The 22049-nt window shown below is 59.8% G+C and carries 24 protein-coding genes and 4 pseudogenes; 12 read left to right on the top strand and 16 right to left on the bottom strand.

Features of this window, described 5'->3' with window-relative positions:
• Positions 1 to 26: 26 nt before the first annotated feature.
• The 9 genes from rnpA to K3762_RS15085 all read left to right on the top strand — a co-directional run bounded on the left by rnpA (position 27) and on the right by K3762_RS15085 (position 8259).
• Positions 27 to 449, top strand: a complete 423-nt coding sequence (gene rnpA / locus K3762_RS15045) for a ribonuclease P protein component (RefSeq protein ID WP_132444207.1) — start codon at positions 27 to 29, stop codon at positions 447 to 449.
• A complete protein-coding gene (gene yidD, locus K3762_RS15050; protein ID WP_067626496.1) occupies positions 446 to 667 on the top strand; it encodes a membrane protein insertion efficiency factor YidD in 222 nt (73 codons plus the stop codon). Before rnpA ends, yidD begins: the two co-directional genes overlap by 4 nt.
• Before the next feature lie 66 nt (positions 668 to 733).
• Positions 734 to 1603: a tRNA 2-thiocytidine(32) synthetase TtcA gene (gene ttcA, locus K3762_RS15055; RefSeq protein ID WP_132444206.1), complete on the top strand. Its 870-nt coding sequence runs from the start codon at positions 734 to 736 to the stop codon at positions 1601 to 1603.
• A gap of 107 nt (positions 1604 to 1710) precedes the next feature.
• A complete protein-coding gene (locus tag K3762_RS15060) occupies positions 1711 to 3252 on the top strand; it encodes a bifunctional diguanylate cyclase/phosphodiesterase (RefSeq protein WP_132444205.1) in 1542 nt (513 codons plus the stop codon).
• A gap of 287 nt (positions 3253 to 3539) precedes the next feature.
• A complete protein-coding gene (gene yidC / locus K3762_RS15065) occupies positions 3540 to 5411 on the top strand; it encodes a membrane protein insertase YidC (protein ID WP_132444204.1) in 1872 nt (623 codons plus the stop codon).
• Entirely contained in the window at positions 5411 to 6148 is a 738-nt protein-coding gene (locus tag K3762_RS15070; protein WP_206054291.1) for an MOSC domain-containing protein, read from the top strand. Before yidC ends, K3762_RS15070 begins: the two co-directional genes overlap by 1 nt.
• Positions 6148 to 6798: a ribosome biogenesis GTP-binding protein YihA/YsxC gene (gene yihA, locus K3762_RS15075; protein WP_120351813.1), complete on the top strand. Its 651-nt coding sequence runs from the start codon at positions 6148 to 6150 to the stop codon at positions 6796 to 6798. The genes K3762_RS15070 and yihA overlap by 1 nt, the downstream gene beginning before the upstream one ends.
• Positions 6799 to 6835: 37 nt before the next feature.
• Positions 6836 to 7699, top strand: coding sequence for an acetylglutamate kinase (gene argB / locus K3762_RS15080; protein ID WP_205570871.1), 864 nt, complete (start codon positions 6836 to 6838; stop codon positions 7697 to 7699).
• A 65-nt stretch (positions 7700 to 7764) separates the two neighbouring features.
• A complete protein-coding gene (locus tag K3762_RS15085; protein ID WP_132444202.1) occupies positions 7765 to 8259 on the top strand; it encodes a histidine phosphatase family protein in 495 nt (164 codons plus the stop codon).
• Between the two features lie 62 nt (positions 8260 to 8321).
• On the opposite strand, the gene K3762_RS15090 is transcribed toward K3762_RS15085, so the two are convergent.
• From K3762_RS15090 to K3762_RS15130, 9 genes and pseudogenes are all read right to left on the bottom strand, one after another.
• Positions 8322 to 9089, bottom strand: a complete 768-nt coding sequence (locus tag K3762_RS15090) for an amino acid ABC transporter ATP-binding protein (protein WP_120351816.1) — start codon at positions 9087 to 9089, stop codon at positions 8322 to 8324.
• Between the two features lie 14 nt (positions 9090 to 9103).
• Positions 9104 to 10402, bottom strand: a complete 1299-nt coding sequence (locus K3762_RS15095; RefSeq protein WP_120351817.1) for an amino acid ABC transporter permease — start codon at positions 10400 to 10402, stop codon at positions 9104 to 9106.
• A 3-nt stretch (positions 10403 to 10405) separates the two neighbouring features.
• Positions 10406 to 11620: an amino acid ABC transporter permease gene (locus K3762_RS15100; RefSeq protein WP_120351818.1), complete on the bottom strand. Its 1215-nt coding sequence runs from the start codon at positions 11618 to 11620 to the stop codon at positions 10406 to 10408.
• A 217-nt stretch (positions 11621 to 11837) separates the two neighbouring features.
• Positions 11838 to 12854, bottom strand: a complete 1017-nt coding sequence (locus K3762_RS15105; protein WP_067622203.1) for an amino acid ABC transporter substrate-binding protein — start codon at positions 12852 to 12854, stop codon at positions 11838 to 11840.
• 193 nt (positions 12855 to 13047) lie between these two features.
• Positions 13048 to 13761 (bottom strand): ATP12 family chaperone protein, encoded by a 714-nt coding sequence (locus K3762_RS15110; protein WP_132444201.1) that lies wholly within the window; start codon positions 13759 to 13761, stop codon positions 13048 to 13050.
• Positions 13758 to 14441, bottom strand: coding sequence for an HAD-IA family hydrolase (locus tag K3762_RS15115; RefSeq protein ID WP_132444200.1), 684 nt, complete (start codon positions 14439 to 14441; stop codon positions 13758 to 13760). The genes K3762_RS15110 and K3762_RS15115 overlap by 4 nt, the downstream gene beginning before the upstream one ends.
• A complete protein-coding gene (locus K3762_RS15120) occupies positions 14438 to 15484 on the bottom strand; it encodes an RluA family pseudouridine synthase (protein ID WP_260010350.1) in 1047 nt (348 codons plus the stop codon). The genes K3762_RS15115 and K3762_RS15120 overlap by 4 nt, the downstream gene beginning before the upstream one ends.
• Complete coding sequence (locus K3762_RS15125; protein ID WP_120351821.1) at positions 15481 to 15834, bottom strand: CrcB family protein; 354 nt, start codon at positions 15832 to 15834, stop codon at positions 15481 to 15483. Before K3762_RS15125 ends, K3762_RS15120 begins: the two co-directional genes overlap by 4 nt.
• 31 nt (positions 15835 to 15865) lie before the next feature.
• A pseudogene (locus K3762_RS15130) lies at positions 15866 to 16426 on the bottom strand (replication-associated recombination protein A); the annotation flags it as partial.
• A 705-nt stretch (positions 16427 to 17131) separates the two neighbouring features.
• On the opposite strand from K3762_RS15130, the pseudogene K3762_RS15135 reads away from it, so the two are divergent.
• Positions 17132 to 17380 (top strand): annotated as a pseudogene (locus K3762_RS15135) (transposase); the annotation flags it as partial.
• Positions 17381 to 17469: 89 nt separating this feature from the next.
• Here K3762_RS15135 and K3762_RS15140 read toward each other — a convergent pair.
• A complete protein-coding gene (locus K3762_RS15140; RefSeq protein WP_260010353.1) occupies positions 17470 to 17847 on the bottom strand; it encodes a hypothetical protein in 378 nt (125 codons plus the stop codon).
• A gap of 121 nt (positions 17848 to 17968) precedes the next feature.
• Between K3762_RS15140 and K3762_RS15145 the strand changes: the two genes are divergently transcribed.
• Both K3762_RS15145 and K3762_RS15150 read left to right on the top strand, forming a co-directional pair.
• Positions 17969 to 18175, top strand: a complete 207-nt coding sequence (locus K3762_RS15145) for a helix-turn-helix transcriptional regulator (protein WP_093743552.1) — start codon at positions 17969 to 17971, stop codon at positions 18173 to 18175.
• 114 nt (positions 18176 to 18289) lie between these two features.
• A pseudogene (locus tag K3762_RS15150) lies at positions 18290 to 18678 on the top strand (transposase); the annotation flags it as partial.
• A 23-nt stretch (positions 18679 to 18701) separates the two neighbouring features.
• Here K3762_RS15150 and K3762_RS15155 read toward each other — a convergent pair.
• The 6 genes and pseudogenes from K3762_RS15155 to K3762_RS15180 form a co-directional block, all read right to left on the bottom strand.
• Positions 18702 to 18827, bottom strand: a pseudogene (locus K3762_RS15155) (NAD-dependent epimerase/dehydratase family protein); the annotation flags it as partial.
• A gap of 218 nt (positions 18828 to 19045) precedes the next feature.
• Positions 19046 to 19774 (bottom strand): cytochrome c biogenesis CcdA family protein, encoded by a 729-nt coding sequence (locus K3762_RS15160; RefSeq protein ID WP_093743410.1) that lies wholly within the window; start codon positions 19772 to 19774, stop codon positions 19046 to 19048.
• Positions 19767 to 20258 carry a hypothetical protein gene (locus K3762_RS15165; RefSeq protein WP_093743409.1) on the bottom strand — a complete coding sequence of 164 codons (492 nt, stop codon included), beginning with the start codon at positions 20256 to 20258 and terminating at the stop codon, positions 19767 to 19769. The genes K3762_RS15160 and K3762_RS15165 overlap by 8 nt, the downstream gene beginning before the upstream one ends.
• On the bottom strand, positions 20246 to 20884 hold the full coding sequence (locus tag K3762_RS15170) for a hypothetical protein (RefSeq protein ID WP_093743408.1): 639 nt from the start codon (positions 20882 to 20884) through the stop codon (positions 20246 to 20248). The genes K3762_RS15165 and K3762_RS15170 overlap by 13 nt, the downstream gene beginning before the upstream one ends.
• The gene (locus tag K3762_RS15175; RefSeq protein WP_093743407.1) at positions 20881 to 21528 is read right to left on the bottom strand and encodes an SCO family protein; all 648 of its coding nucleotides are present in this window, start codon (positions 21526 to 21528) and stop codon (positions 20881 to 20883) included. The genes K3762_RS15170 and K3762_RS15175 overlap by 4 nt, the downstream gene beginning before the upstream one ends.
• A gap of 54 nt (positions 21529 to 21582) precedes the next feature.
• Positions 21583 to 21870 (bottom strand): hypothetical protein, encoded by a 288-nt coding sequence (locus tag K3762_RS15180; RefSeq protein WP_260010360.1) that lies wholly within the window; start codon positions 21868 to 21870, stop codon positions 21583 to 21585.
• Between the last annotated feature and the right edge of the window lie 179 nt (positions 21871 to 22049).

Below are 22049 nucleotides of genomic sequence, written 5' to 3' on the forward strand. Positions count from 1 at the left end.
GCGCCTTCGATCTTCGGAACCAGAATATGACACCGCCGGAGGCACCCTTGAATGGCATTTGCGCCACAAAAGGGAACCCTGCCCCGGCAGTTTCTCTGCGTTTGGAAATCCTGACCAAACGGGCGGACTTTCAGCGTGCCAGCCGCGCCAAACGTGTAGCGACCCCGGGATTCATCCTACAAATGCGACCCCGCCGGGAGGATGAGCCCAGCGCGGCGCCCATTCGCGTGGGATTTACCTGCTCGAAAAAGGTCGGCAACGCCGTGGCCCGCAACCGCGCCAAGCGCCGCCTGCGTGAAATCGCGCGGCTGACGCTGCCTCAGGCGGGGCGCGCAGGCATGGACTATGTCTTTGTCGGGCGGCGCGAGGCGACAGCGGCCCTGCCCTTCGACCAGTTGCTAGCCGATCTCACCCGCGCGCTTGATATCCTTCACGGGGCGCGCAAATGACCCCCTTGGCGGCGCTGCTCGCCCTGCCGGTGCGCGGCTACCGGCTGCTTTTCAGCCCATGGGTTGGATACAATTGCCGCTACCAGCCCACCTGCAGCGCCTATGCGCTGGAAGCCTTGCAAAAACACGGCGGGCTGCGGGGTGGATGGCTGGCCGCACGGCGCATCGCCCGCTGCCACCCGTGGGGCCACAGCGGGATCGACAACGTCCCAGACTAGCGCCACGCTTGCGGCAAAGGGGTAAAATGCCCTAGGTGAAGCCAAGCAGATAGTGAGAGACCGACGATGCTGGACGAAACCAACGAGATTCACCCCCTCTTTGCCGGCGCACCGCAAAGCACCGAGTTCAAGAAACTGCGCAAGCGCATCGTCCGCATGACCCGCGAGGCGATTGACCAATACGGCATGGTCGAGCCGACCGCCGAGGGCGCGCCGAAACCCAAATGGCTGGTCTGCCTGTCGGGCGGCAAAGACAGCTACACCCTGCTTGCGGTCCTGCATGAATTGCAATGGCGTGGCCTGCTGCCTGTCGAGCTTCTGGCTTGCAACCTCGACCAAGGCCAGCCGAACTTTCCGGCCACCGTGCTGCCGGAATTCCTTGAAAAGATGGGCGTTCCGCATCGCATCGAATATCAAGACACCTACTCAATCGTGATGGACAAGATCCCTGCCGGACGCACTTTCTGCGCCCTTTGCAGCCGCCTGCGCCGGGGCAATCTTTACCGGATCGCGCGGGAGGAAAGCTGCTCTGCCGTGGTGCTGGGGCATCATCGGGATGACATCCTTGAAACCTTTTTCATGAACCTTTTCCACGGCGGACGGCTGGCGACGATGCCGCCCAAGCTGGTGAACGAAGAAGGCGATCTGTTCCTCTACCGCCCACTTGCCCATGTGGCCGAAAGCGATTGCGAACGCTTTGCCACGGCGATGAATTACCCGATCATTCCCTGCGATCTTTGCGGGTCGCAGGACGGGCTTCAACGCCAGCAGGTCAAGGCGATTCTCGACGGATGGGAGGCCAATAGTCCCGGTCGTCGGCAAGTTATGTTCCGCGCCCTGATGAACGCTCGGCCCTCACATTTGCTGGATCCCGAGCTTTTCGACTTTGCCGGGCTTACGCGGAACATTAAGAGTACAGAGCAAGAACAATTTTAGATAATAATCCGCGAAAAACCGGTCTCTGTTAACCCACGACACACCCTAAAGGCGATATCCCACCCCCATCAGCGCAGGCATGGCGCGCATTGAAGAGGGATATCGCGATGGCACATTACCGCACCACTGGGCCCGGGCAACTGCGCCAGTCGCTCGCCGCATTGCTTAGCGGTCAGGCCGCTCTGGCCTTTCTCCCCGCGATGTCACTGCTGGCGTTTTGGATCGGCGGTGAAATGGCATTGATTGGCGCCTCTGCCGCGCTGCCACTTCTGTTTCTTGCGGGGCAGCGGTTTGGCGAGGGGGCGACGTTTCCCCGTGACGCGCACACCGCCATACTACAGCGCAGCACCTTTGAAGAGCTGACCGAACAGGTCTTTCAAAGCGCCCGAACACAGGGGCGCTTGTCGGCAACGTGCTTTATCGCGCTTGAGGATTTTGACCAGATCATCGAACGTTACGGCCAATCCGCCGCTGATACGATTGCGCGGCAAAGCGGCGAACGGTTGCACAGCGCCCTGCGGGATGACGATATCATCGGCAAGATGGGCGAAGCACGTTTCGCCATCTGCACGGCCCCGGTCCGCCAGCTTGATCTTGAGCTTTGCATTCAACTCGCCGGGCGGCTTCAGGCCACTTTGGAAGAACCGTTCTTTGTCGATGGGGTCACGATCTATCTCACGGCCTCCGTCGGATTTTGCCTCAACACCCGCGCCCCGGGCGGTGATGGCTCCGCTTGGCTTGCCGCCGCCGCCACGGCGCTGCGCAGCGGCCAGCGGCGCGGGCCATCTTCCATCCGCGCCTTCTCTGACCAGATGCGCCGGGAAACCGAAAGCCGCGCAGAACTCCGCGAGGAGGTCGCGCAGGCATTGGCCAGTGGGCAGATTCAACCATGGTTCCAGCCGCAAATCTCAACCGACACCGGTCAAATCACCGGCTTTGAAGCACTGGCGCGCTGGAACCACCCGGTCCAAGGCATGATCCCGCCCTCCGATTTCCTGCCCGCCGTCGAAGAAGCTGGCCTGTTGGAACGTTTGGCCGAGGTGATGATGTATCATTCCTTTGCAGCGCTCAAAGCTTGGGACAGCTCCGGCACCGAGGTGCCCCAGATCGGGGTGAATTTCGCAGGCGGCGAACTTGCCAACCCTCAGCTCATCGACAAAATCACGTGGGAGTTGGACCGTTTTGATTTATCCCCCGAAAGGCTCGCAATCGAAGTACTGGAAACGGTCGTCGCTTCCGCCGCCGATGATGTGATCACCCGAAATATAAATGCCCTGCGCAAGCTCGGTTGCCGCATCGACCTTGATGATTTCGGTACCGGCCATGCCTCCATCGCGTCCATCCGCCGCTTTTCGGTAAGCCGGATCAAAATCGATCGTTCCTTCGTTATGAAGGCCGATCGCGACCCCGATCAGCAACGCATGATCAGCGCCATCTTGACCATGGCCGAACGCCTGGGCGTCGAAACCCTTGCCGAAGGGGTGGAGACGGTGGGGGAGCATGTCCTGTTGGCCCAACTCGGCTGTGACCACGTGCAAGGCTTCGGCATCGCCCGCCCCATGCCTTTTGAGCAAACACTTGATTGGATCGCCCGCCACAATGCAAAACTGCAAGATGTGCCCCGCATCATGAACGGGCGCGCGACATAGCGCCACATTCGTCCGATCTGCACGCGCCAAATGTAGCGTGCCGTGCCTACCCCAGACAGATGATACGCCCCTCGCGCCGAGGCCCCCAACCCCCTTCGGCCCCGACCCGAGTCAAAGCCAGCGCCACAGGCCCCCCGCAACCGCCCCCGGCGAAACTCCGCAAAACCCATGCCAGATGGGCCAAAACCACGCTACATCGCCCCTAACCTTACCCGATTCCACTTGACCTTTGGCCCCGCACTCTGTTGAACCCCCATGATATTCAAAGACATCAGGTGGCGGTCCCCATGGACGAACAGAACAAGAATCTCATCCTTGCCACGGCGCTCAGCTTTGCCGTCATCCTCGTGTGGTTCCTCCTGTTCCCGCCCCCCGAAGCCGACCCTGCGCTAGAACCCGGCACAGAGACCAGCCAAACCATCGAGGGCACCTCGGTCCCAGCCTCCACCGCCGACACCGCTGCCGCGCCCGGCACGGAGGATGGCGAAGGCGCCGCACCCGAAGGCCGCCGCGCGGCTCTGGCGGCTGCCCCCCGCGTGGCCATTGCGACCGATAAGGTCAGCGGCTCCATCTCGCTCATGGGTGGTCGGATCGATGACCTGAAACTAAACGACTACCAAACCACGCTCGACGCAGACGCCGAAATCGTGACCCTGCTCTCCCCCGAAGGATCGAGCGATGCCTATTACGCGCTGCATGGTTGGGCCGCAGGCTCTGGCCTTGCGCCCGATGCCGTGCCGGGTGTCGATACGCTCTGGACCCTGAGCGAGGGCGAAACACTGGGCCTCGACAGCCCCGTCACACTAAGCTGGGACAATGGCGCCGGTCAGGTCTTCACCCGCACCATCTCGGTCGACGACGAATATATGTTCGACATCACCCAGAGCGTGACCAACAATGGCGAAGGCGCGGTGAACCTCGCCCCCTTCGGCATGATCGCGCAACACGGGTTGCCCGAAGACCTGAAAAGCTTCTTCATCCTGCATGAAGGCGCCGTGGCCATGGCCAATGGTGAGCTTTCCGAAGTCGATTGGGACGACATCGCCGAAGCCGACGTGAACAGCACCTGGGGCCGCCCCGCCGTGGTCACCGAAGGCGTCACCGAGGGCTGGGTCGGCTTCACCGATCACTATTGGCAGGCCGTGCTGATCCCCGACGCGGGCGAGACCTTTGAGCAGGCGCTCACCTATGACCCGCGCGCCGACACCTACCGTGCCTTCACCCGCCAGCCGACCCGCTCGGTCGCGGCAGGCGAAAGCGTGAGCACCTCCAGCAAGTTCTTCGCGGGTGCGAAGGAGTGGGAAACCCTGCAGGATTACCAAGCCTCCGGTGTCGCCAAATTCATCGACAGCATCGACTGGGGTTGGTTCTTTTTCCTGACCAAGCCGATCTTCTGGCTACTGCACAACCTCAACCAGCTCATCGGCAACATGGGCGTTGCGATCATCGGCCTGACACTGCTGATTAAGGCGCTGCTCTTCCCGCTGGCCTATAAATCCTACGTCTCCATGGCGCGGATGAAGGAACTTCAGCCCGAAATGGAAAAGCTGAAGAAAGATGCGGGCGACGACCGTCAGAAGATGCAGCAGGGCATGATGGAGCTTTACAAGAAGAACAAGGTAAACCCCGCCGCGGGCTGTCTGCCGATCCTTCTGCAAATCCCGATCTTCTTCTCGCTCTACAAGGTGATCTTTGTCACGATCGAATTGCGCCACGCGCCCTTCTTTGGCCCGTTCCAAGACCTCAGCGCGCCCGATCCGACCTCGATCATGAACCTCTGGGGCCTGCTGCCCTATGCGGCCCCCGAGCCCGGCTCGATGCTGGCGCTGGTGTTCATCGGTATTCTGCCGCTTCTGTTGGGTATTTCCATGTACCTGCAGCAAAAGCTGAACCCGGCCCCCACCGATCCGACACAGCAGATGATCTTTGCTTGGATGCCTTGGGTCTTCATGTTCATGCTGGGCGGTTTCGCGAGCGGCCTTGTGGTCTACTGGATCGCGAACAACACGATCACCTTCACCCAGCAGTATCTGATCATGCGCAGCCAAGGGTACAAGCCTGACCTCTGGGGCAACATCGCAGGCGGCTTTAAACGCACGCCCAAGGGTGATGCCGCCAATGCAGATAGCAAACCCAAATCGGGCAAGTCGAAAAAGTGATGCAGATCACTGCGCTCAACCGGCACCCGCTCAAGGCCCATGGCCGCGAGACGGTTGAGCGTGTGACCCTGCGCGCCGGGCAGTCGATGCCCTATGACCGGCTCTGGGCCGTGGCCCATGACGCATCCAAAGCCGCGCCCGGAGATTGGGCGAGGTGTTTGAATTTCACGCGGGGGGCGTCCTCGCCGCAGCTGCAGGCGATCACGGCCAAGCTGGATGAGACGACTGAGATGCTTACCCTGCGCCACCCGGCGCGCAGCGAAATCACCTTTCACCCCGATCGCGAACAGGCCGCATTCCTCGACTGGGTGCGCCCCTTGGTTGCCGAAGGCCGCGCCGCCCCCGCAGATATCCTGCGGCTCGACGGGCGCGGCTATACTGACAGTGCCGAACCGACGCTCTCGCTCAATAACCTGGCCTCCCATGCCGCTGTCGAAGCGCTTGCCGGCAGCCCGCTGCAAACCGCCCGCTGGCGCGGCAACATTTGGTTTGACGGGGCCGCCCCGTGGGATGAGTTCGAATGGATCGGACGCGACCTGAAAATCGGCGAGACGCGGCTGCATGTGTCCAAACGCATCACCCGCTGCCTTGCTACAACCGTGAACACCGACACCGGCGCGCACGACGTGGATACGCTCGCCGCGCTTGACCAATTGGGTCACCGAGACTTCGGTGTTACCCTGACCGTCACCACCGGCGGAGAGATCGCCGTGGGCGACGAACTGGAGCTGATTTGATGCAAGTGAACTACACCATTGCCGAGGAGCCGGACGCGCCGAGCGCCGAAAAAGGCCGGATGCTTTTCGCCGGTGAGACGACATTCGTCAAAGGCGTGGTGGCGATGGACGGGCTGCCGCCCCCAGACCGCATGGAGGTCTGCTTTGCGGGCCGTTCCAACGTCGGGAAATCGACGCTGATCAACGCGCTGACGGGCATGAAAGCACTGGCGCGGGCCTCGAACACGCCCGGCCGTACGCAGGAGATTAACTTCTTCACGGCCGGCGAAGAGCATTACCTCGTTGACCTGCCGGGCTACGGCTATGCCAACGCGCCGCTGCCGGTGGTCGAGAAATGGCAGCGTCTGCTCAAGCAATACCTTTCGGGCCGTCAAACTCTGCGCCGCGCCTTTGTGCTGATCGACGCGCGTCATGGCGTCAAAAAGGTCGACAACGAAATCATGTCCCTGCTCGACAGCTCTGCCGTGACCTTTCAGGTCGTGCTGACCAAGGCAGACAAGGTCAAAGAAGCCGAGCGTGAGAAAATCCTGACGCAGGTGAAAGACGCGCTAAGCAAACACCCCGCCGCCTATCCCGAGATTGTGGTCACGTCTTCGGAAAAGGGCTGGGGCATCCCTACCCTGCGTGCCATCATCGCCACGCTGGAATAGCACTTTTCGCCGCTATCGGCTTCCCATGGGTCAACAGATGAGAACGCAAGACATGAACCGCGACTGGATCGCCACTGCCCAAACCCTCAGCCAAGCACTGCCCTTCCTGCAACGCTATGCCGATGCCACCGTGGTCATCAAACTGGGCGGTCATGCGATGGGCAGCGACGCGGCGATGGACGAATTTGCCCGTGATGTTGCGCTGATGCGGCAGGTGGGTGTGAACCCGGTGATCGTCCATGGCGGCGGCCCGATGATCAACGACATGCTGGCGCGGCTCAACATCAAATCCGAATTCGTGAATGGCAAGCGGGTCACCGATGCCGCGACAATGGAAGTGGTCGAGATGGTGCTGTCGGGCCTCGTCAATGCGCGGATCGTGCAGGCGATTTCCGAACAGGGGGGACGCGCCGTTGGCGTCTCGGGAAAGGACAGCGGTTTGATCGTTTGCGAGCCCGAAGACCCCGCTCTGGGCCTCGTCGGCAACCCGACACAGGTGAACCCCCGCATCCTGCGTGACTTTGCCGACAAGGGCATCATTCCCGTCATCGCACCGCTTGGCATGGGCCGGGGCGGTGAGACCTATAACATCAATGGTGACACCGCCGCAGGCGCCATAGCGGGCGCGCTGAAGGCCGACCGCCTGCTGTTGCTCACGGACGTGGCTGGCGTTAAAGATGGCGCGGGTGAGGTGGTGACCGACCTGACGGCGAGCCAGATCAGCGACATGATCGCCGATGGCATCATTGCAGGCGGGATGATCCCTAAGGTTCAGACAGCACTAGATGCGCTCGAAGGCGGCGTGCGCGCGGCGGTGATCCTTGACGGGCGGGCGCCCAATGCCTGCTTGCTGGAGCTTTTCACAGAACACGGCGCGGGAAGCATCATTCGCAAAGGCTAAGGCAAAGCGCTTGCCCCCTGCCCCTGCTTCGCGCCTATGATGGGCCGAGCAGTGAAAGGAATGACATGCGCCGCCTGATCCTAATGCGACACGCGAAATCGGACTGGTCCCACGGCACCAGCGACCATGATCGCCCCCTGAACCCCCGTGGGCGTGGCGCAGCCGAAGCGCTTGGCAACTGGCTGCGGGCGGAAGGGTTTGTGCCTGATGTGGGGTTCTGCTCCACGGCGGCGCGCACGCGCGAAACCTGCGCGCTTTTGAACCTACCTGAAAGCTGCACTGTGACGCATCTCCGCCAGCTTTACCTCGCCGAGCCTGATGAGATCATAGCGACCCTGCGCCAGCGGACGTCTGGCGACACCCTGCTGCTTATCGCGCATAACCCCGGCATTGCCGCCGCCGCGGTGGCGCTGTTGCAGGACACGCCCGACCAAGATGCGTTCGGTCGCTATCCCTCGGGGGCGACCACGGTAATGGATTTCGATATCGACAGTTGGGCCGACCTCGCCCCCGGCAGCGGCGGGTTGCGCGCCTTTACCGTGCCCAAGCAACTGGTCTGAAACGCAAAACGCCCCGACCGATTGGCCGGGGCGTTTGGTTGGTTATCATGCTGTAACGCGGCTTAGTGCCCCAGAATCTGGCTCAGGAACAACTGTGTGCGCGGGCTTTGTGGGTTGTTAAAGAAGGCTTCGGGCTCGTTCTGTTCAACGATCTGGCCTTCGTCCATGAAGATCACCCGGTTCGCCACCTGACGTGCAAAGCCCATCTCGTGGGTCACGCAGAGCATCGTCATACCTTCTTCGGCAAGCTCGATCATCGTGTCGAGCACTTCCTTGATCATCTCAGGGTCAAGCGCCGATGTCGGCTCGTCGAAAAGCATGATGCGCGGGCGCATGCAGAGCGAGCGGGCAATCGCCACACGCTGCTGCTGACCGCCCGAAAGCTGGCCGGGATACTTGTTGGCCTGATCGGGGATCTTCACCTTTTCGAGGAAGTGCATCGCCGTTTGCTCAGCTTCCTTCTTGGGTGTTTTACGCACCCAGATCGGCGCCAGCGTACAGTTCTCAAGGATCGTCAGATGCGGGAAGAGGTTGAAGTGCTGGAAGCACATGCCGACCTCGGAGCGAATCTTGTCGATGTTCTTAAGGTCCGAGCTGAGGAGCGTGCCGTCGACTTCGATGCTCCCCTTTTGGTGCTCCTCCAACGCGTTGATACAGCGGATCAGCGTTGACTTGCCGGAGCCCGAAGGCCCGCAAATCACGATCCGCTCGCCCCGGTGCACGGTCAGATCAATGTCACGCAGCACATGGAACGCGCCATACCACTTGTTCATGTTCTCGATCCGAATCGCGACTTCGTCGGATACTTTCATTTGTGCGGTCTCAGCCATGCGAGAACCCTCCCTTAACGATGGTCAGTCGCAAGACGGCGTTCCAGCCACTGCGAGTATTGAGAAATGCCGTAGCAAACGATGAAGAACAGCACGGAAGCAAAGAGGAAAAGCTCCCAGTAGACGCCGTTCCAATCGGTCGAGGCCAAGATCGGGCCGCGGATCATGCCGATGATATCGAAGAGCGAGATCACCGAGACCAGCGTGGTGTCCTTGAACAGGCCCACCGCGATGTTGACGATGCCCGGGATCGAGATCTTCAGTGCCTGCGGCAGGATGATCAGCCGCATCGCCTGCGGGTAATCAAGGCCAAGGCTGTCTGCGGCCTCGTATTGGCCCTTTGGTAACGCGGCCAGACCGCCCCGGATCACCTCGGCGATATAGGCCGAAGAGAACATGGTGATCATGATCACGACGCGGATGAAGAGGTCAACGCCTGAGCCCGGCGGGAAGAAATAGGCGAGCATCACGTTCGCCACGAACAAGAGCGTGATCAGCGGCACGCCCCGGACGAATTCGATGAAGACCACGCAGATGCCTTTGACGATTGGCAGGTGGGACTGACGCCCCAAAGCCAGCGCAATCCCGATCGGCAGCGACAGCGACACACAGGTGATGCCCAGCATCATGTTCAGCATGAAGCCACCAAGGTCACGGCTGGGGATCGCTTGCAGCAGTGGCGAGGCGGGGCGCAAAGCCTCCCCGATGAAGCCACCGATATACCAGACGAACACCGCAGCAACGAGGCCACCCGCCAGCGCCATGGCAAAGCTTTTCTGCACCAGACGGCTATAGACGATATAGCCCGCGATCACGCCCACGAGGGCAAAGATCGGCCCCCAGATTGGACCGCCCCAGATCAGCCAGAAGGCCAGAAACGGGTAGACGCCAGTGAAATAAAGCAGCTTGCGCGGCAGGTCGATGAAGAGCACCGGGGCCACCGCAAGGAACAGCAGCACCAGCGCGAGGGTCGGACGCCAGTATTGATCACTGGGATATTTGAACCCGAACAAGAGCTGATGCCAACGCTCGCTCAGCACCGAGAAACAGGCCCCCGTGGCCCCGTCCAGCACCTCGCGACATTCAGACAGGCTGCTTGCCGACCAAACGCCGTTCAACAGCCATGGCAGAGAACCGGCGAGCAACAGATAGAGAAAATAAAGCGCCACCACCGTCAGCAGGGCGTTCGCCCAAGTCGGGAAGAGGTTGTCTTTCACCCATTTTACCGGGCCGCCCACCTTGTCCGGCGGTGCCGAAGGCGGCAGTGAGGTTTCACGCACGAAGGCGATGGATTCAGCATGTGTGTCTGACATGGCTTAACGCTCCTTCAGCTTCGTTGCGTTGTTGTAGACGTTCATCACCATGGAGATGCCCAGCGAGATGACGAGGTAGAAGAGCATCAACAAGACGACACATTCGATCGCCCGCCCGGTCTGGTTCAGGGTGATCCCGCCCAGTGTGGCGGTGATGTCGGCATAGCCCACGAGGATCGCCAGCGAGGAGTTCTTGGTGATGTTGAGGTAGTTCGAGATCAGCGGCGGGATGATTACGCGCAGCGCCTGCGGCAGCACCACAAGGTTCATGATCCGGCCCGACCGCAGCCCCAAGGCAGCAGCGGCTTCGGATTGCCCCTTGCTGACGGCTTGGATGCCCGCGCGGACGTTCTCGGCGATGAAAGCACCGGTGTAGATCGACAGGGCGAACCACAACGCGATCAGCGGTGCACCAATCTGGATGCCGCCGCGGAAGTTGAACCCTTTGAGCGCGGGGTAATCCAGCCCGATCGGCATGCCCATGATGAAGAACATGATGATCGTCGGCAGCAACAAGATCGCGACCGAGGGCCAAAGCATCGGCAGCAGGCGACCGGTGTCGTAAAGCAGTTTCGTCGCATAGCGGCGGTAGGCAAAGACGCCGATCACCGAGGCGACAAAGGTCGCCACCACGATCATCGAGCCCGGTCCCCAGACCGGACCGGGGATATAGACGCCCCGGTTGGTAAAGGCAAAAGACCCCAGCATCATGCTCGACGCCGGATCATCGCCCCGGAAGGCCGAAGGCGCGGGCATCGCGGCGGTCATGATGGTGTAGATGATCAGGATCCAGATCAGCACCGGGATGTTGCGGAAGATCTCGACATAGCCTGCCATCAGCTTGCGGATGAGCCAGTTGTTCGACAGGCGCAGAACCCCGGCGACGACGCCAAAGATCGTGGCCGTCACGCAGGCAAGGAGGGACACCAGCAGCGTGTTGATGATGCCGACCCATGCCGCCTGAAGGTTCGACGACTGGCTGGTGTAGGGGATCAGCGTTTGGTTGATGTCATAGCCCGCGGGGTTACCGAGGAACTGGAAAGAGATGTTCAACCCGGCGGCGCGAAGGTTCGCGGCAAGGTTCGATCCCAGATACCAGATCGCCGTGACCAGCAGCGCAAGTGCGATAACCTGAAAGGTAATCGACCGATAGCGGGTGTCGCTCAACAGCATAGATGGCCGGAACGACTCCTTGGGAGGGTCGGAGAATGTCGTCATGTATGTATCCCTGTGTTCCGGCTTGTTTTTTATTGGTGCATTTGGCGCACCTTGGCCGAATCATTTTTGGTCGTTGATCGTTTCTTCGATCGTGGGCTTTTATTGTCTCGTTGGGGTTTTGTCAGTCGTTTTTAGACCGTTTTTCGTGTCGCAAAGGCACTTCGCGCCTCCAGAGGCACAAAGGGCGCAGGAATTCCTGCGCCCCTTGGCTTGCTATTTAGCGGAAGGGCGGTGCGTAGAGCAGGCCACCGTCTGTCCACTGGGCGTTCAGCCCGCGTGCCAGACCGATCGGGGTCTCTTCGCCGATGTTCTTGGCAAAGATCTCGCCGTAGTTGCCTTCGGCCATGATGGCGCGCTTGGCCCACTCGGCGTCGAGGCCGATCATCTCACCCAAGGTACCTTCGGTGCCCAGAAGACGAGCGATCTCAGGGTTGTTGGTGTTGCCGGTCATCTCTTCGATGTTGGCGGATGTGACACCCAGTTCTTCAGCAGCGATCAGCGCGTTCAGCACCCAGCGGGTGATGTCGCCCCAGTCGTTGTCGCCGTGACGGACCAGCGGGCCGAGCGGCTCTTTCGAGATGATCTCGGGCAGCAGCACGTGCTCGCCGGGGTTCTCAAAAGTGGCGCGTGTCGCGGCAAGGCCGGATGCGTCTGTGGTGTAGGTGTCGCAGGCACCAGCAAGGTACTGCTGCTGGCCTTCGGCGTTGGTTTCGACAGGCACCGGCTCATAGCTGATGTTGTTCTTGCGGAAGAAGTCCGCGAGGTTCAGCTCGGTTGTTGTGCCGGTCTGGATGCAGACGGTCGCGCCGTCCAGATCCTTGGCCGAGGAAACGCCAAGCGCTTTGGGGACCATGAAGCCCTGACCGTCGTAGTAGTTGACGCCGATGAAGTCGAACTTCAGGTCGGTGTCACGGCTGAAGGTCCATGTGGTGTTCCGTGCGAGGAAGTCGATCTCGCCCGAGGCCAGCGCGGTGAAGCGGGTCTTGCCGGTTGTCGGCACGAATTCCACGGCGTTCTTGTCGCTCAGTACGGCGGCGGCAACGGCACGGCACACAGCCACGTCGAAACCTTCCCATTCGCCGTTGGCATTCGGCGCGGCAAAGCCTGCAAGGCCTGTGGTCACGCCACAGTTCAGCTTGCCGCGGGCCTTGACGTCATCAAGCGTGGCGGCACCAGCAGCACCGGCCGCAAGGCCAGCAACGGTCAGCGCGCCAAAAATTACGGTTTTTTTCATTTTTACCTCTTCCTGATAGTCCGCCACGTTCACTGGCGGTTAATCCGACGTCAGGTGACGCCGAAAGCGATCTTGCGCAGGGTTCCCCCTGCTCAATGAAAAGCAGTGTGGGCGGATTCAGGTTTGAAGGTCAAGGGCGCGATGGGCAAAATCAGGGCGGGTTTTCACATCGCGTGGCAAAGCTTTTATCAAGTTAAGCAGCTTTGCAAAGCACGATAATTGCACATGCATGTAAAAACGCCTGTCGCTTGATTTCGGCCTCTTGCTCGGCCACGTCATCGCGGCCCCACTGCTCGGCCTGCCAATTCTCATCCAGCCGCGACAAGGCCCAAATCTCTTCGGGGTCAAAGGCTTGCTCCAGCGCGGCAAAGCCAAGGATCAGCGAACCGGTCAGGCTGACGAGGTCATGAAATGCCGCCAGTTCGAACGCAACGAGCCGCGCCGCCCGGCGGTGCAACTCGGCCAAGGCTTCGGGCGTTTGCGGGGCATGCATGATGCCCTGTCGCGGCTCCAAACGGACGCCGAGTGTCTCTGCCGCCCAATCCAGCATCGGATCCCACTGCGCTGCTTGCCGGGCGACCAACTCTTCGGGGCTGTCGGCGCGGTAGCACAGCAAGTCACTGTCCCCATAGGCCGCCAGCATGTCGACGACCTCGGCCTTTTGCACCGCGACCTTGTCGATCGCGGCATTGGCGGTTTTGGTCACCGGCATTGTGCGGGGGTCGATCTGCTTTTCCTGCGCCTGCCATTCGGCGGCCACGGCATCGGCCATGGCGCGGGTCGGCAGGGTCAGGGGGCGCTTGGCCGGGGTCTTCACCCGGCGGCCATCCAGTTCTACGGTGAAACCGTCTTCGACCGCGACCACGGCGGCGTCTTTCCAAAAGCGTTTGGCTTTCCAGTCACTCATGCGGGAATGCTCCAGATTTGTTCCAGCAGTGCGGGCAGCGCCGCGAATTCCTCAACCAGATGCGCGGCGGCGGCCAACCGTTCCGGACCGTGATAGCCCCATTTGACCCCGATCCCGGCCACCCCGGCGGCGGCGGCCATGTCCATGTCGAAAGAGGTATCGCCAATCATCACCGTCGCCTCCGGCCCCACCCCGGCATCGGCCATCGCCTGATGGATCATCGACGGATGCGGCTTGGAGGGGTGAAAATCCGCGACCTGCTGGGTGATAAAAAGCCCCTCCAGCCCGTGCCCGGCGATCAGCTTGTCAAGCCCGCGTTTCGACTTGCCAGTGGCAACGCCCAACAGCACCTCCGGTTCGCCGTGAAGGCGCCGCAACGTGTCCAGCGCGCCGGGATAAAGCGGCGAGGATTGCGCCACGCCCGCCTCGGCCCGCAGGGTCATATAGGCGGCCTTATAGGCCTCCACCATCGCAAGGTGATCGCCGGTTGGGCGTGTGGGCGCCAGCACGGTCATTGCCACGTCCAGCGACAGGCCGACGATCGACAGGATCTCGGCACGGCTCGGCGCGGGCGCGTCGACAGCCGCAAAGGCCGCCGTCATCGCGGCCACGATATCGCCTTGGCTGTCGACCAACGTGCCGTCGATGTCAAAGATCACCAAACGCAGTGGCTTGCTCATTGCAGCGACTCAAAGGGGTCTTCGTCGGCAAGATCTTCGGTCCAGCCAAAGGTGTCCCAGCTATGCGCCATATGTTCGGGCAACTCGGCGGTGATGGTAACCGTCTTGCGGGTATGGGGATGCTCAAACCGCATCATCCGCGCGTGCAGGTGCAGCTTTTTCGAGATGATCCCGCCCAGTTGCGCGCCCCAGCCGTCGCCGAGGTTCTCTTGCCCCGAGCCGCCGTATTTCCCATCGCCGACAATCGGATGCCCGATCTCGGCCAAATGCGCGCGCAGCTGGTGCGTGCGGCCGGTGACTGGCTCCATCGCCACCCAAGACGCGCGCGAGCCGACGCGGAACAGCGTGGCATAGAGCGTATGCGCCCGTTTCGCGCCCGGCGTGTCATCCATATCGCGCGGATGCACGGCGATCATCTTCTCGCCCTCGCCGCTGCGGCCATGACCGCCAGCTTTAACGAGACCGTATTTGATTTCGCCCAAGTACGGCGTCGGCACACCGGCGACGATGGCCCAGTAAATCTTGCGCGTCTCGCGGTGCCGCATCGCCGCTGTGAGCGCCTTGGCCGCCAAGCGGGTCCGCGCCAGCAGCAGCACGCCCGAGGTATCACGGTCAAGCCGGTGCACCAGACGCGGTTTTTCCTCGGCGTCAAAGATCAACGCCTCAGACAGCGCATCGACATGGCGATCCGCCTGCCCCGAGCCGCCCTGCACGGCCAGACCCGGCGGTTTGTTCAGGGCGATGACATGCTCGTCGCGGTAAATCACGCAGTTGCGGATCATCTTGGCATCAGCATCGGTAATGCGCGTCCGTTTTGGCGGGGGCGGCGGGGCGCTGTCGGGCAGCGGCGGCACGCGCACCTCTTGGCCGGCTTCGAGCCGCGTGTTGGCCTTGACCCGGCCCCCATCGACGCGAATCTCGCCCTTGCGGCACATCTTTTCGATGAGCCCCTGATTGATCTGCGGAAACATCCGCTTGAACCAACGGTCCAGCCGCTGGTCTCCATCGCCTTCGGCGACGGTAATGGTTTGTACGCGGCTCATGCCAATACCTCTCGGGCCACCCAGAGGCCCAGCAAACAGGCGGCCAGCGACAAGATCACCGAGGCCCCCACATATGAAAATGCGACAGCGGCGCGGCCTGTTTCAAGCAGCCGCATCGTGTCGAGTGAAAACGCCGAAAAGGTGGTGAAGCCGCCCAGCAGGCCGGTCATCAGAAAGGGCAGCAACAGCGCCTTATCCGCCAGTGCGACCCAGACCACCCCGATTGCGAGCGAGCCCGCGACATTCACTGCCAGCGTGCCCAGCGGGAAGCCGACGGTCAGACCGACAAGGTAGCGCAAGCACGCGCCCAGAGCGCCGCCGAGCGCCACCATGATCAGTGTTTTCATCATCGACACCCCATCGCGCGGGCGCGGCCCGGAGTCAAGTTTTCCGCTTGGCCCGCAGCCCCGCGAAGTAATCCTGTCGCTTTTTCAACTCCCGTTCGAAGCCACGTTCCACCGGCTCGTAGAGGCTGGGGCGCTCCATCGTGTCGGGAAAGTAGTTCTGCCCCGAGAACCCGTCTTCGGCGTCGTGGTCATAGGCATAGCCGCTGCCGTAGCCTTGCTCCTTCATCAGCTTAGTGGGCGCGTTGAGGATATGCTTGGGCGGCGGCTCTGACCCGGTGCTGCGGGCCAGCCTGCGGGCCCCCTTGTAGGCTTTGTAGACGGCGTTGGATTTGGGCGCGAGGCAGATATAGGTCAGCGCCTGCGCGATGGCCAACTCCCCCTCGGGGCTGCCAAGCCGTTCGTAGGTCTCCCATGCCTGAAGGCAGAAAGCCTGCGCCTGCGGATCGGCGAGGCCAACGTCCTCAACCGCCATGCGGGTAATGCGCCGCATCAGGTAGCGCGGGTCCTCCCCGCCCTCCAGCATCCGGCCCAGCCAATAAAGCGCCGCGTCCGGGTCCGAGCCGCGCATGGATTTGTGTAGGGCGGAAATCGTATTTAACTTGTTTTTCTACCCGGTGAGTGAGTGAGCGAGTAAATTTTCTTTATAATCAGGTAGATCGGCGCGTTCTGAAACTGCAACCTTAACAGTATTCTCCATGGGTATATTTTTTTTCTTCCCAATCGCAACCTATCGGCGAGCGTCCAGATCGTCACCTAATAGGTGATACAGAGTTTTCCACCCAGAATCTCGGGCTCACAAGATTGAAAGGTGTGTCTGTTTGCAGATTTCTCAGATCGGGTCGGTTCGGTGCGCAGCCGTTGCGCCGCAGTAATAGTGTGTCGGCCATGTCGATTTGTATGTGGTGATTCCACAGATGTACCGACAACCAGTCGAGTAACACGATTTTGCTCACGTGTGATGTGGGCTGACCTACTGGGCCTTCCCGGCAAACCGCAGCTCTTGTTGCGGGCGTAGCTGGCGGGATTTATGGCTAAGCGGTCGAAATCTTCCAGCGTGTTCATGATCGATATGCGGCGGCGGCGCTACTTGCCGGGAGTGCTGATCAGAACCTCATGTCGATGGCGACCAACACGGTTGACAAGGGTAGCATAGATAGCCGCCATTGCCGGTCTCCTCAGCGGTGTGGTTATGCAAAACCACTGTTGAGACCTGAGACCCGGTTATGGCTAGCCGCTGCGCAATTTGAGGGTTGCGGAAGCTGCTAGAACCTCTCAGCGGCGCTTCTTCCCTACGTGCTATGGAACGGAGCTAACATCGAACACCATCTTGCAATGGCAGGAGGAGCGATGCGTCGAATTGCACTACATCGCCCCCGGAAAACCTATGCAGAACGGCTTCGTGGAAAGCTTCAATGGCCGTCTGCGGGACGAATGCCTCAGCGAGCATTTGTTCGCCGACCTGCGCCAAGCCCGGGACCTGCTCTCTGCCTGGCGCGAGGACTACAATCCCCATCGCCCACACACGAGCCTCGACGGGCTCATTCCGTGAGAGCATCACCAACGGTTAGTAAAAGACCCAGACCTGAACAGAGCTAACTCAAAATAGCGGACTAAGGGGAGCAGGTCAGCGAAAAGCCCTTATGGCATGAGATTTTCCTTATTGTGATACCAATCAAACCCGCTTGCTCCGCCTCCGAGAGGAGTGCCCGCGTACATGCACCAACGATCAGAGCTGACCTTGCCGTACTCCTTTAGATAGGTAGCATAAACGTACGCCATTTCGTGATCTACGTCGGTTGCAAAAAAAGCTTTTAACTTGCGTCTCCCGCGCTCTGTTAGAAACGCACGCCCTCCATCAGGTTCGGCAGATAGCTTGCACTTGATAACTATGAGCCGCCGCTTTTTCGCAACGCCAGCTTGCTCTTTAGAAAGCCAACCATACCAAACGAGTAAAAAGGGCAGAACAAGATCATTGCTTAGACCGAGGGCAGAAAGTTGGCCATTTATTGGGGACACGAATCACTCCTATTTTGGGAGTGCCTGACTAACCAACGTATTGCACCCTGTCGAGCACGATTGGAGCAAAACATTGGCAGGCGCCGCGCACACGGAGACATACTTGGTTTTCCGCAAAAAATTGATCGAAAGCCGGAAGGCTGCAGCACTTTCACAAGCTGAGCTTGCGAAAATGCTAGGAAAGCCTCCTTCTTACGTAGCCAAGTATGAGTTGGGAGAACGTCGTTTAGATGTGGTCGAGTTGTGCGTCATACTGAAATGTATTGGGACCAATCCTTGTCGGTTTCTCCAATCTATTTTTGAAGTCGCACCAACGTCTTTACGCTAGCGTAACGCTTCGATCGTTAAGCGTCCGCTGCCTGACGCCAGCACCCCGGGGGACAGATTTTAGAATTTGAACGACGGAGTGTTTTTGGTTCATCGTAGCTTTTAAGGAGCGAAGATGAACAAGAAGCCCGGAACATCGAAAGACGCAGCAAACAAGCTGGTCAAGAACTTCCGCCGTAAGACCGCCAGACCTACTCGGCGGAGGAGATAATCAGAATTGTTTTAGCCGGATTGCGCGGGGAGGAAAGCATCTCGGCGTTATGTCGCCGCAAGGGCATCTCTGACAGCCTGTACTGCACTTGGTCGAAGGAATTCCTTGAGACTGGAAATCGTCGTCTTTCCGGCGAGACAGCGCGTCAGGCGACATCCCTGAGGTGAAGGAGTTGAGATCGGAAGCCATGGCTCTGAAAGAATGCGCGGCCGACCTAACACTCGAGAACCGTCTGCTCAAAAAAGCATGACAGGGGCTGGGCAGTTCGAGGAATGAGGTATCCAGCAAAGCAGATACATTCGGCCTGATGCGGGGGATGAGGCGGTGAATGGCGGTCCAGTCCAACGACACGGTATTTTTCGTGCAATCGTTTGACGACCGCCGCCCCGAGGTAGCCGCTTGAACCGGTGACGACGATGACTGGCTTGTCGGACTCCTTCATTGCCAGTCTCCTGCTTTACTTGCGTAGATATTTAACCAGAGCTGCGATCACCAAAATGAGGATCACGATGATCAAAAGCCAGCCGATCCCCATCCCAAACATCATCCCGCCGCCCATCATATCACCGTCCATCATCTCTTTTCCCTATCTATTGCTGGTCGAAACTAACCCTATAAGAGGACAATCACTTTCCAGCCCTGGAAGGTTCCAAATAAAGTTCAGCCGATCCGCCCCAGCATCGGGAAGGTTTCCAAGAGCCACCATGAGAAAGCACTGAGCTGTCCGGTCATCATAGTGAGCCCCATAACGACCATAATCCCCCCCGCCACCTGATGGAGCCGTCGCCCGACAGAGCCGATGGCACGCAGACGGGCCGCAACCTGCTCCGTAAAAGCCGCAACGATGAGGAATGGCACGCCAAGGCCGGCTGAGTAGACAGCCAACAATCCGATCCCTTCTGATACTGTGGCGCTGGCAGCACTTGCTGTCAGGATCGCACCCAGGATCGGTCCGATACATGGGGTCCAACCAAAGCCGAAAGCAAGCCCCAGAACGTAGGATGCCACCGGCTGCCCGCCGGGAAGGTCAATGTCGAAACGCATGTCACGTTCCATGGCCTGAATGCGGGCGGCCCCGAGCATGAACAGCCCAAAAAGGATTACGATTGCGCCGCCAATCAGGTTTAACTCGAACCGCCAACGCAGCAGCACTTGCCCCAGAGCCGTTGCCGAAGCCCCGAGTCCTATGAAAATCGTCGAAAACCCCACTACGAAGCAGAAGCTTAACCAAACCGCTTGTTTGCGGCTGCGATGCGCCCCAGTAACCCCAGTTCGTCCCGCGATATAGGAGACATAGCCGGGCACCAAAGGTAAGACGCAAGGTGACACAAAGGAGATTATCCCGGCGAGCAAAGCCGCTATGAGCCCGAGAGAGGAGACATCAAGCATCAGGCACGTCTACCTTGCGGGAGGAATGCCTAACCGCGCCGAAGTAGGCCGCGAGAGGAACGAAGATCCATTGCAACATGGGGGTTAGCCCGGCGTCGATGATCGGAATGACCGGCATGATCTCGCGGTAGGCCCATGCTTCGCGCACTTCGATATTTAGCCATTCGCTGAAAACCGTGTAGCCAAGCCCCATCACCATCATTGCGCCTAAAACAGGATATACCCGCCTTTGCGGCCAAGAGCCGGTGCCAAAGAAGAACAGGGCAAGCAATATGCTGCTCATGGCGATCAGTAGATCGCCTCCGGTGCAATGCACGGCAGCAAAGATAATCTCACCCCACGTTCCCTCAACCCAGATGGTATAAAGTGGAATATGTGCGGCCTCCCAAATAAGATGCCCCAGGAAGGTGATTACGGCAAAACGCCGAAGTGCGGAAAGCCAATGGGGTCCCGTGATCGTGCTGTAAGATTTCATAAGAACCATCCAGTCATTCGCTGCCAGAAGCTGGGTTCAGCATGAGGATGGGTGTTGGTCAGCACATTGATATAGAGCAAGAGGTTAAGCGGCTCAAAATCAGCGCCGTGAAAAATGCCGACCTGCTGGCCTGCGCGGTTCAGCAGATGGACCTGAGGGGTTAGGTCTTTCCGTTCGCTTACCCCAGCGAGAGCAGCGTTTGGATGACTAAGTTTTTCAGGGTCTGGCGTCCGCGCGAATATCCTGTTCTGCGTAGCGGGACCGCTTTGCGGCTCGTCGCTAAGGGTAACAAAGACCACCATATCGCGCATCGCGCTGGAGTTGAGCGCAGTGAGCGTTTCGGTGAGCGTAGCTTGTTGTGCCTCACAAGGATCGCCACAACCTTCGGGCACAAAGCTCAGAACCACGATCTTTCCCCTCAAAGCATTGAGGGATGTGCTTTCATGCGCCGCCCCTATCCAAGCGAGGTCTGGTGCGTCGCCGGGCAAGATCGGTTCGAAGGCGGCTTCCTTGGCAGCCATCACCTGATTAAGGTTCTCACCCGGATGATCGGCAAAAACCGGTGAGGCCAAAAGTAGGCTGGCAACAAGTAAGAGGGCGCTGCGCCATGTGATGGGGGTGTATTTTTGGGTCATTGGGTCCGTTTCTCTTTCGCGATACGCATGGAGATTTGTTCGGCCATCTCCTCAGCTGGTTGCGCGCTTTCAAGAAAAACAGCGTCAAACTCACCCTTGCGGTTCATCAGGTAAATATGGCCGGCGTGGGCCATCATGTATCCGTGGGGCGCCGTTTCTGCGGGAATTTTCTCGTTGTAAACCTTGAAGGCCTCGGTCGCCTCGGCGATTTGGTCCTCGCTTCCGGTCAACCCGATCAGATTCGGGTGAAAATTCGCGACATACTCCTTCAGAACCGAAGGCGTATCGCGCTCTGGATCGACCGTCACGAAGAGCGGAGCAATCTCATCAGCTTCAGGGCCCAGCAGTTCCAGCACGTTACCCATATATGCCAAGGTGGTTGGACAGATATCTGGGCAGTGGGTGAAGCCAAAAAACACAAGCTGCCAGCGGCCTGCGTAGTCCTTTTGGCTAACGACCTGACCGTTGTGGTCGAGCAACGAGAATTCTGAACGGATGTCAGCGTCGCCGCGATAGACCGCTTGGCCGGCAGGAACGTGGTCCGGGCGCAGCAGGGCAAGGCCCGCAACAAGCACGGCGGCAGCGATAGCACTCGCCCACAGGGCAATGCTTAGCCGACGACGGGCCGGCGTAATCTTAGTCATGATACTTCTTTCAATAGAATGATCCGCCCGCCAGTCAGACGGGCGGACCGAGGTTCAGCCCTTTTGATCTTCGCCATGCGCAGAATTCATGTGGTCGGTCATGGACTGCATCATCTCTGTGCAGGCTTCCATCATCGGCCCCATATCAGACATCATTTTCATCATGGGCATCATGTCTTCCATACCCTTCATGCCTTCCATGTTTTTCATGCCGGACATCTCGCCGTTCATGCTGTGACCTTCGGCCATCGGCATATCGCCCGCTTCTGGTTTTGCATCTTGTGCCTGAGCGATGGGAGCGGCCAACATCATGCCGGTCAGGGCAGCAGCGGTGATTTTCATTTTGTAAGTCATGTCAGTTCCTTCTTGGGTTGAGAATTAGTCTGTCGTGGTGTCCGGCTTGGTTGTCGGATCGTTTTTGGCGCAGCCGGCAGAGCCGCCGCGCATGCAAAGCCCCAGAGCGCACATAGCGGCACAAGGAGCGAGGCTAAGGATCAAAGGTGCCGCACCAACAGCAGTCA

Source organism: Sulfitobacter sp. W074, from assembly GCF_025142275.1.
Classification (GTDB): Bacteria; Pseudomonadota; Alphaproteobacteria; order Rhodobacterales; family Rhodobacteraceae; genus Sulfitobacter; species Sulfitobacter profundi.

Coding starts and splice junctions, on each gene's coding strand:
- rnpA (WP_132444207.1), top strand. CDS start 27: ATGACACCGCCGGAGGCACCCTTGAATGGCATTTGCGCCACAAAAGGG.
- yidD (WP_067626496.1), top strand. CDS start 446: ATGACCCCCTTGGCGGCGCTGCTCGCCCTGCCGGTGCGCGGCTACCGG.
- ttcA (WP_132444206.1), top strand. CDS start 734: ATGCTGGACGAAACCAACGAGATTCACCCCCTCTTTGCCGGCGCACCG.
- K3762_RS15060 (WP_132444205.1), top strand. CDS start 1,711: ATGGCACATTACCGCACCACTGGGCCCGGGCAACTGCGCCAGTCGCTC.
- yidC (WP_132444204.1), top strand. CDS start 3,540: ATGGACGAACAGAACAAGAATCTCATCCTTGCCACGGCGCTCAGCTTT.
- K3762_RS15070 (WP_206054291.1), top strand. CDS start 5,411: ATGCAGATCACTGCGCTCAACCGGCACCCGCTCAAGGCCCATGGCCGC.
- yihA (WP_120351813.1), top strand. CDS start 6,148: ATGCAAGTGAACTACACCATTGCCGAGGAGCCGGACGCGCCGAGCGCC.
- argB (WP_205570871.1), top strand. CDS start 6,836: ATGAGAACGCAAGACATGAACCGCGACTGGATCGCCACTGCCCAAACC.
- K3762_RS15085 (WP_132444202.1), top strand. CDS start 7,765: ATGCGCCGCCTGATCCTAATGCGACACGCGAAATCGGACTGGTCCCAC.
- K3762_RS15090 (WP_120351816.1), bottom strand. CDS start 9,089: ATGGCTGAGACCGCACAAATGAAAGTATCCGACGAAGTCGCGATTCGG.
- K3762_RS15095 (WP_120351817.1), bottom strand. CDS start 10,402: ATGTCAGACACACATGCTGAATCCATCGCCTTCGTGCGTGAAACCTCA.
- K3762_RS15100 (WP_120351818.1), bottom strand. CDS start 11,620: ATGACGACATTCTCCGACCCTCCCAAGGAGTCGTTCCGGCCATCTATG.
- K3762_RS15105 (WP_067622203.1), bottom strand. CDS start 12,854: ATGAAAAAAACCGTAATTTTTGGCGCGCTGACCGTTGCTGGCCTTGCG.
- K3762_RS15110 (WP_132444201.1), bottom strand. CDS start 13,761: ATGAGTGACTGGAAAGCCAAACGCTTTTGGAAAGACGCCGCCGTGGTC.
- K3762_RS15115 (WP_132444200.1), bottom strand. CDS start 14,441: ATGAGCAAGCCACTGCGTTTGGTGATCTTTGACATCGACGGCACGTTG.
- K3762_RS15120 (WP_260010350.1), bottom strand. CDS start 15,484: ATGAGCCGCGTACAAACCATTACCGTCGCCGAAGGCGATGGAGACCAG.
- K3762_RS15125 (WP_120351821.1), bottom strand. CDS start 15,834: ATGATGAAAACACTGATCATGGTGGCGCTCGGCGGCGCTCTGGGCGCG.
- K3762_RS15160 (WP_093743410.1), bottom strand. CDS start 19,774: ATGCTTGATGTCTCCTCTCTCGGGCTCATAGCGGCTTTGCTCGCCGGG.
- K3762_RS15165 (WP_093743409.1), bottom strand. CDS start 20,258: ATGGTTCTTATGAAATCTTACAGCACGATCACGGGACCCCATTGGCTT.
- K3762_RS15170 (WP_093743408.1), bottom strand. CDS start 20,884: ATGACCCAAAAATACACCCCCATCACATGGCGCAGCGCCCTCTTACTT.
- K3762_RS15175 (WP_093743407.1), bottom strand. CDS start 21,528: ATGACTAAGATTACGCCGGCCCGTCGTCGGCTAAGCATTGCCCTGTGG.
- K3762_RS15180 (WP_260010360.1), bottom strand. CDS start 21,870: ATGAAAATCACCGCTGCTGCCCTGACCGGCATGATGTTGGCCGCTCCC.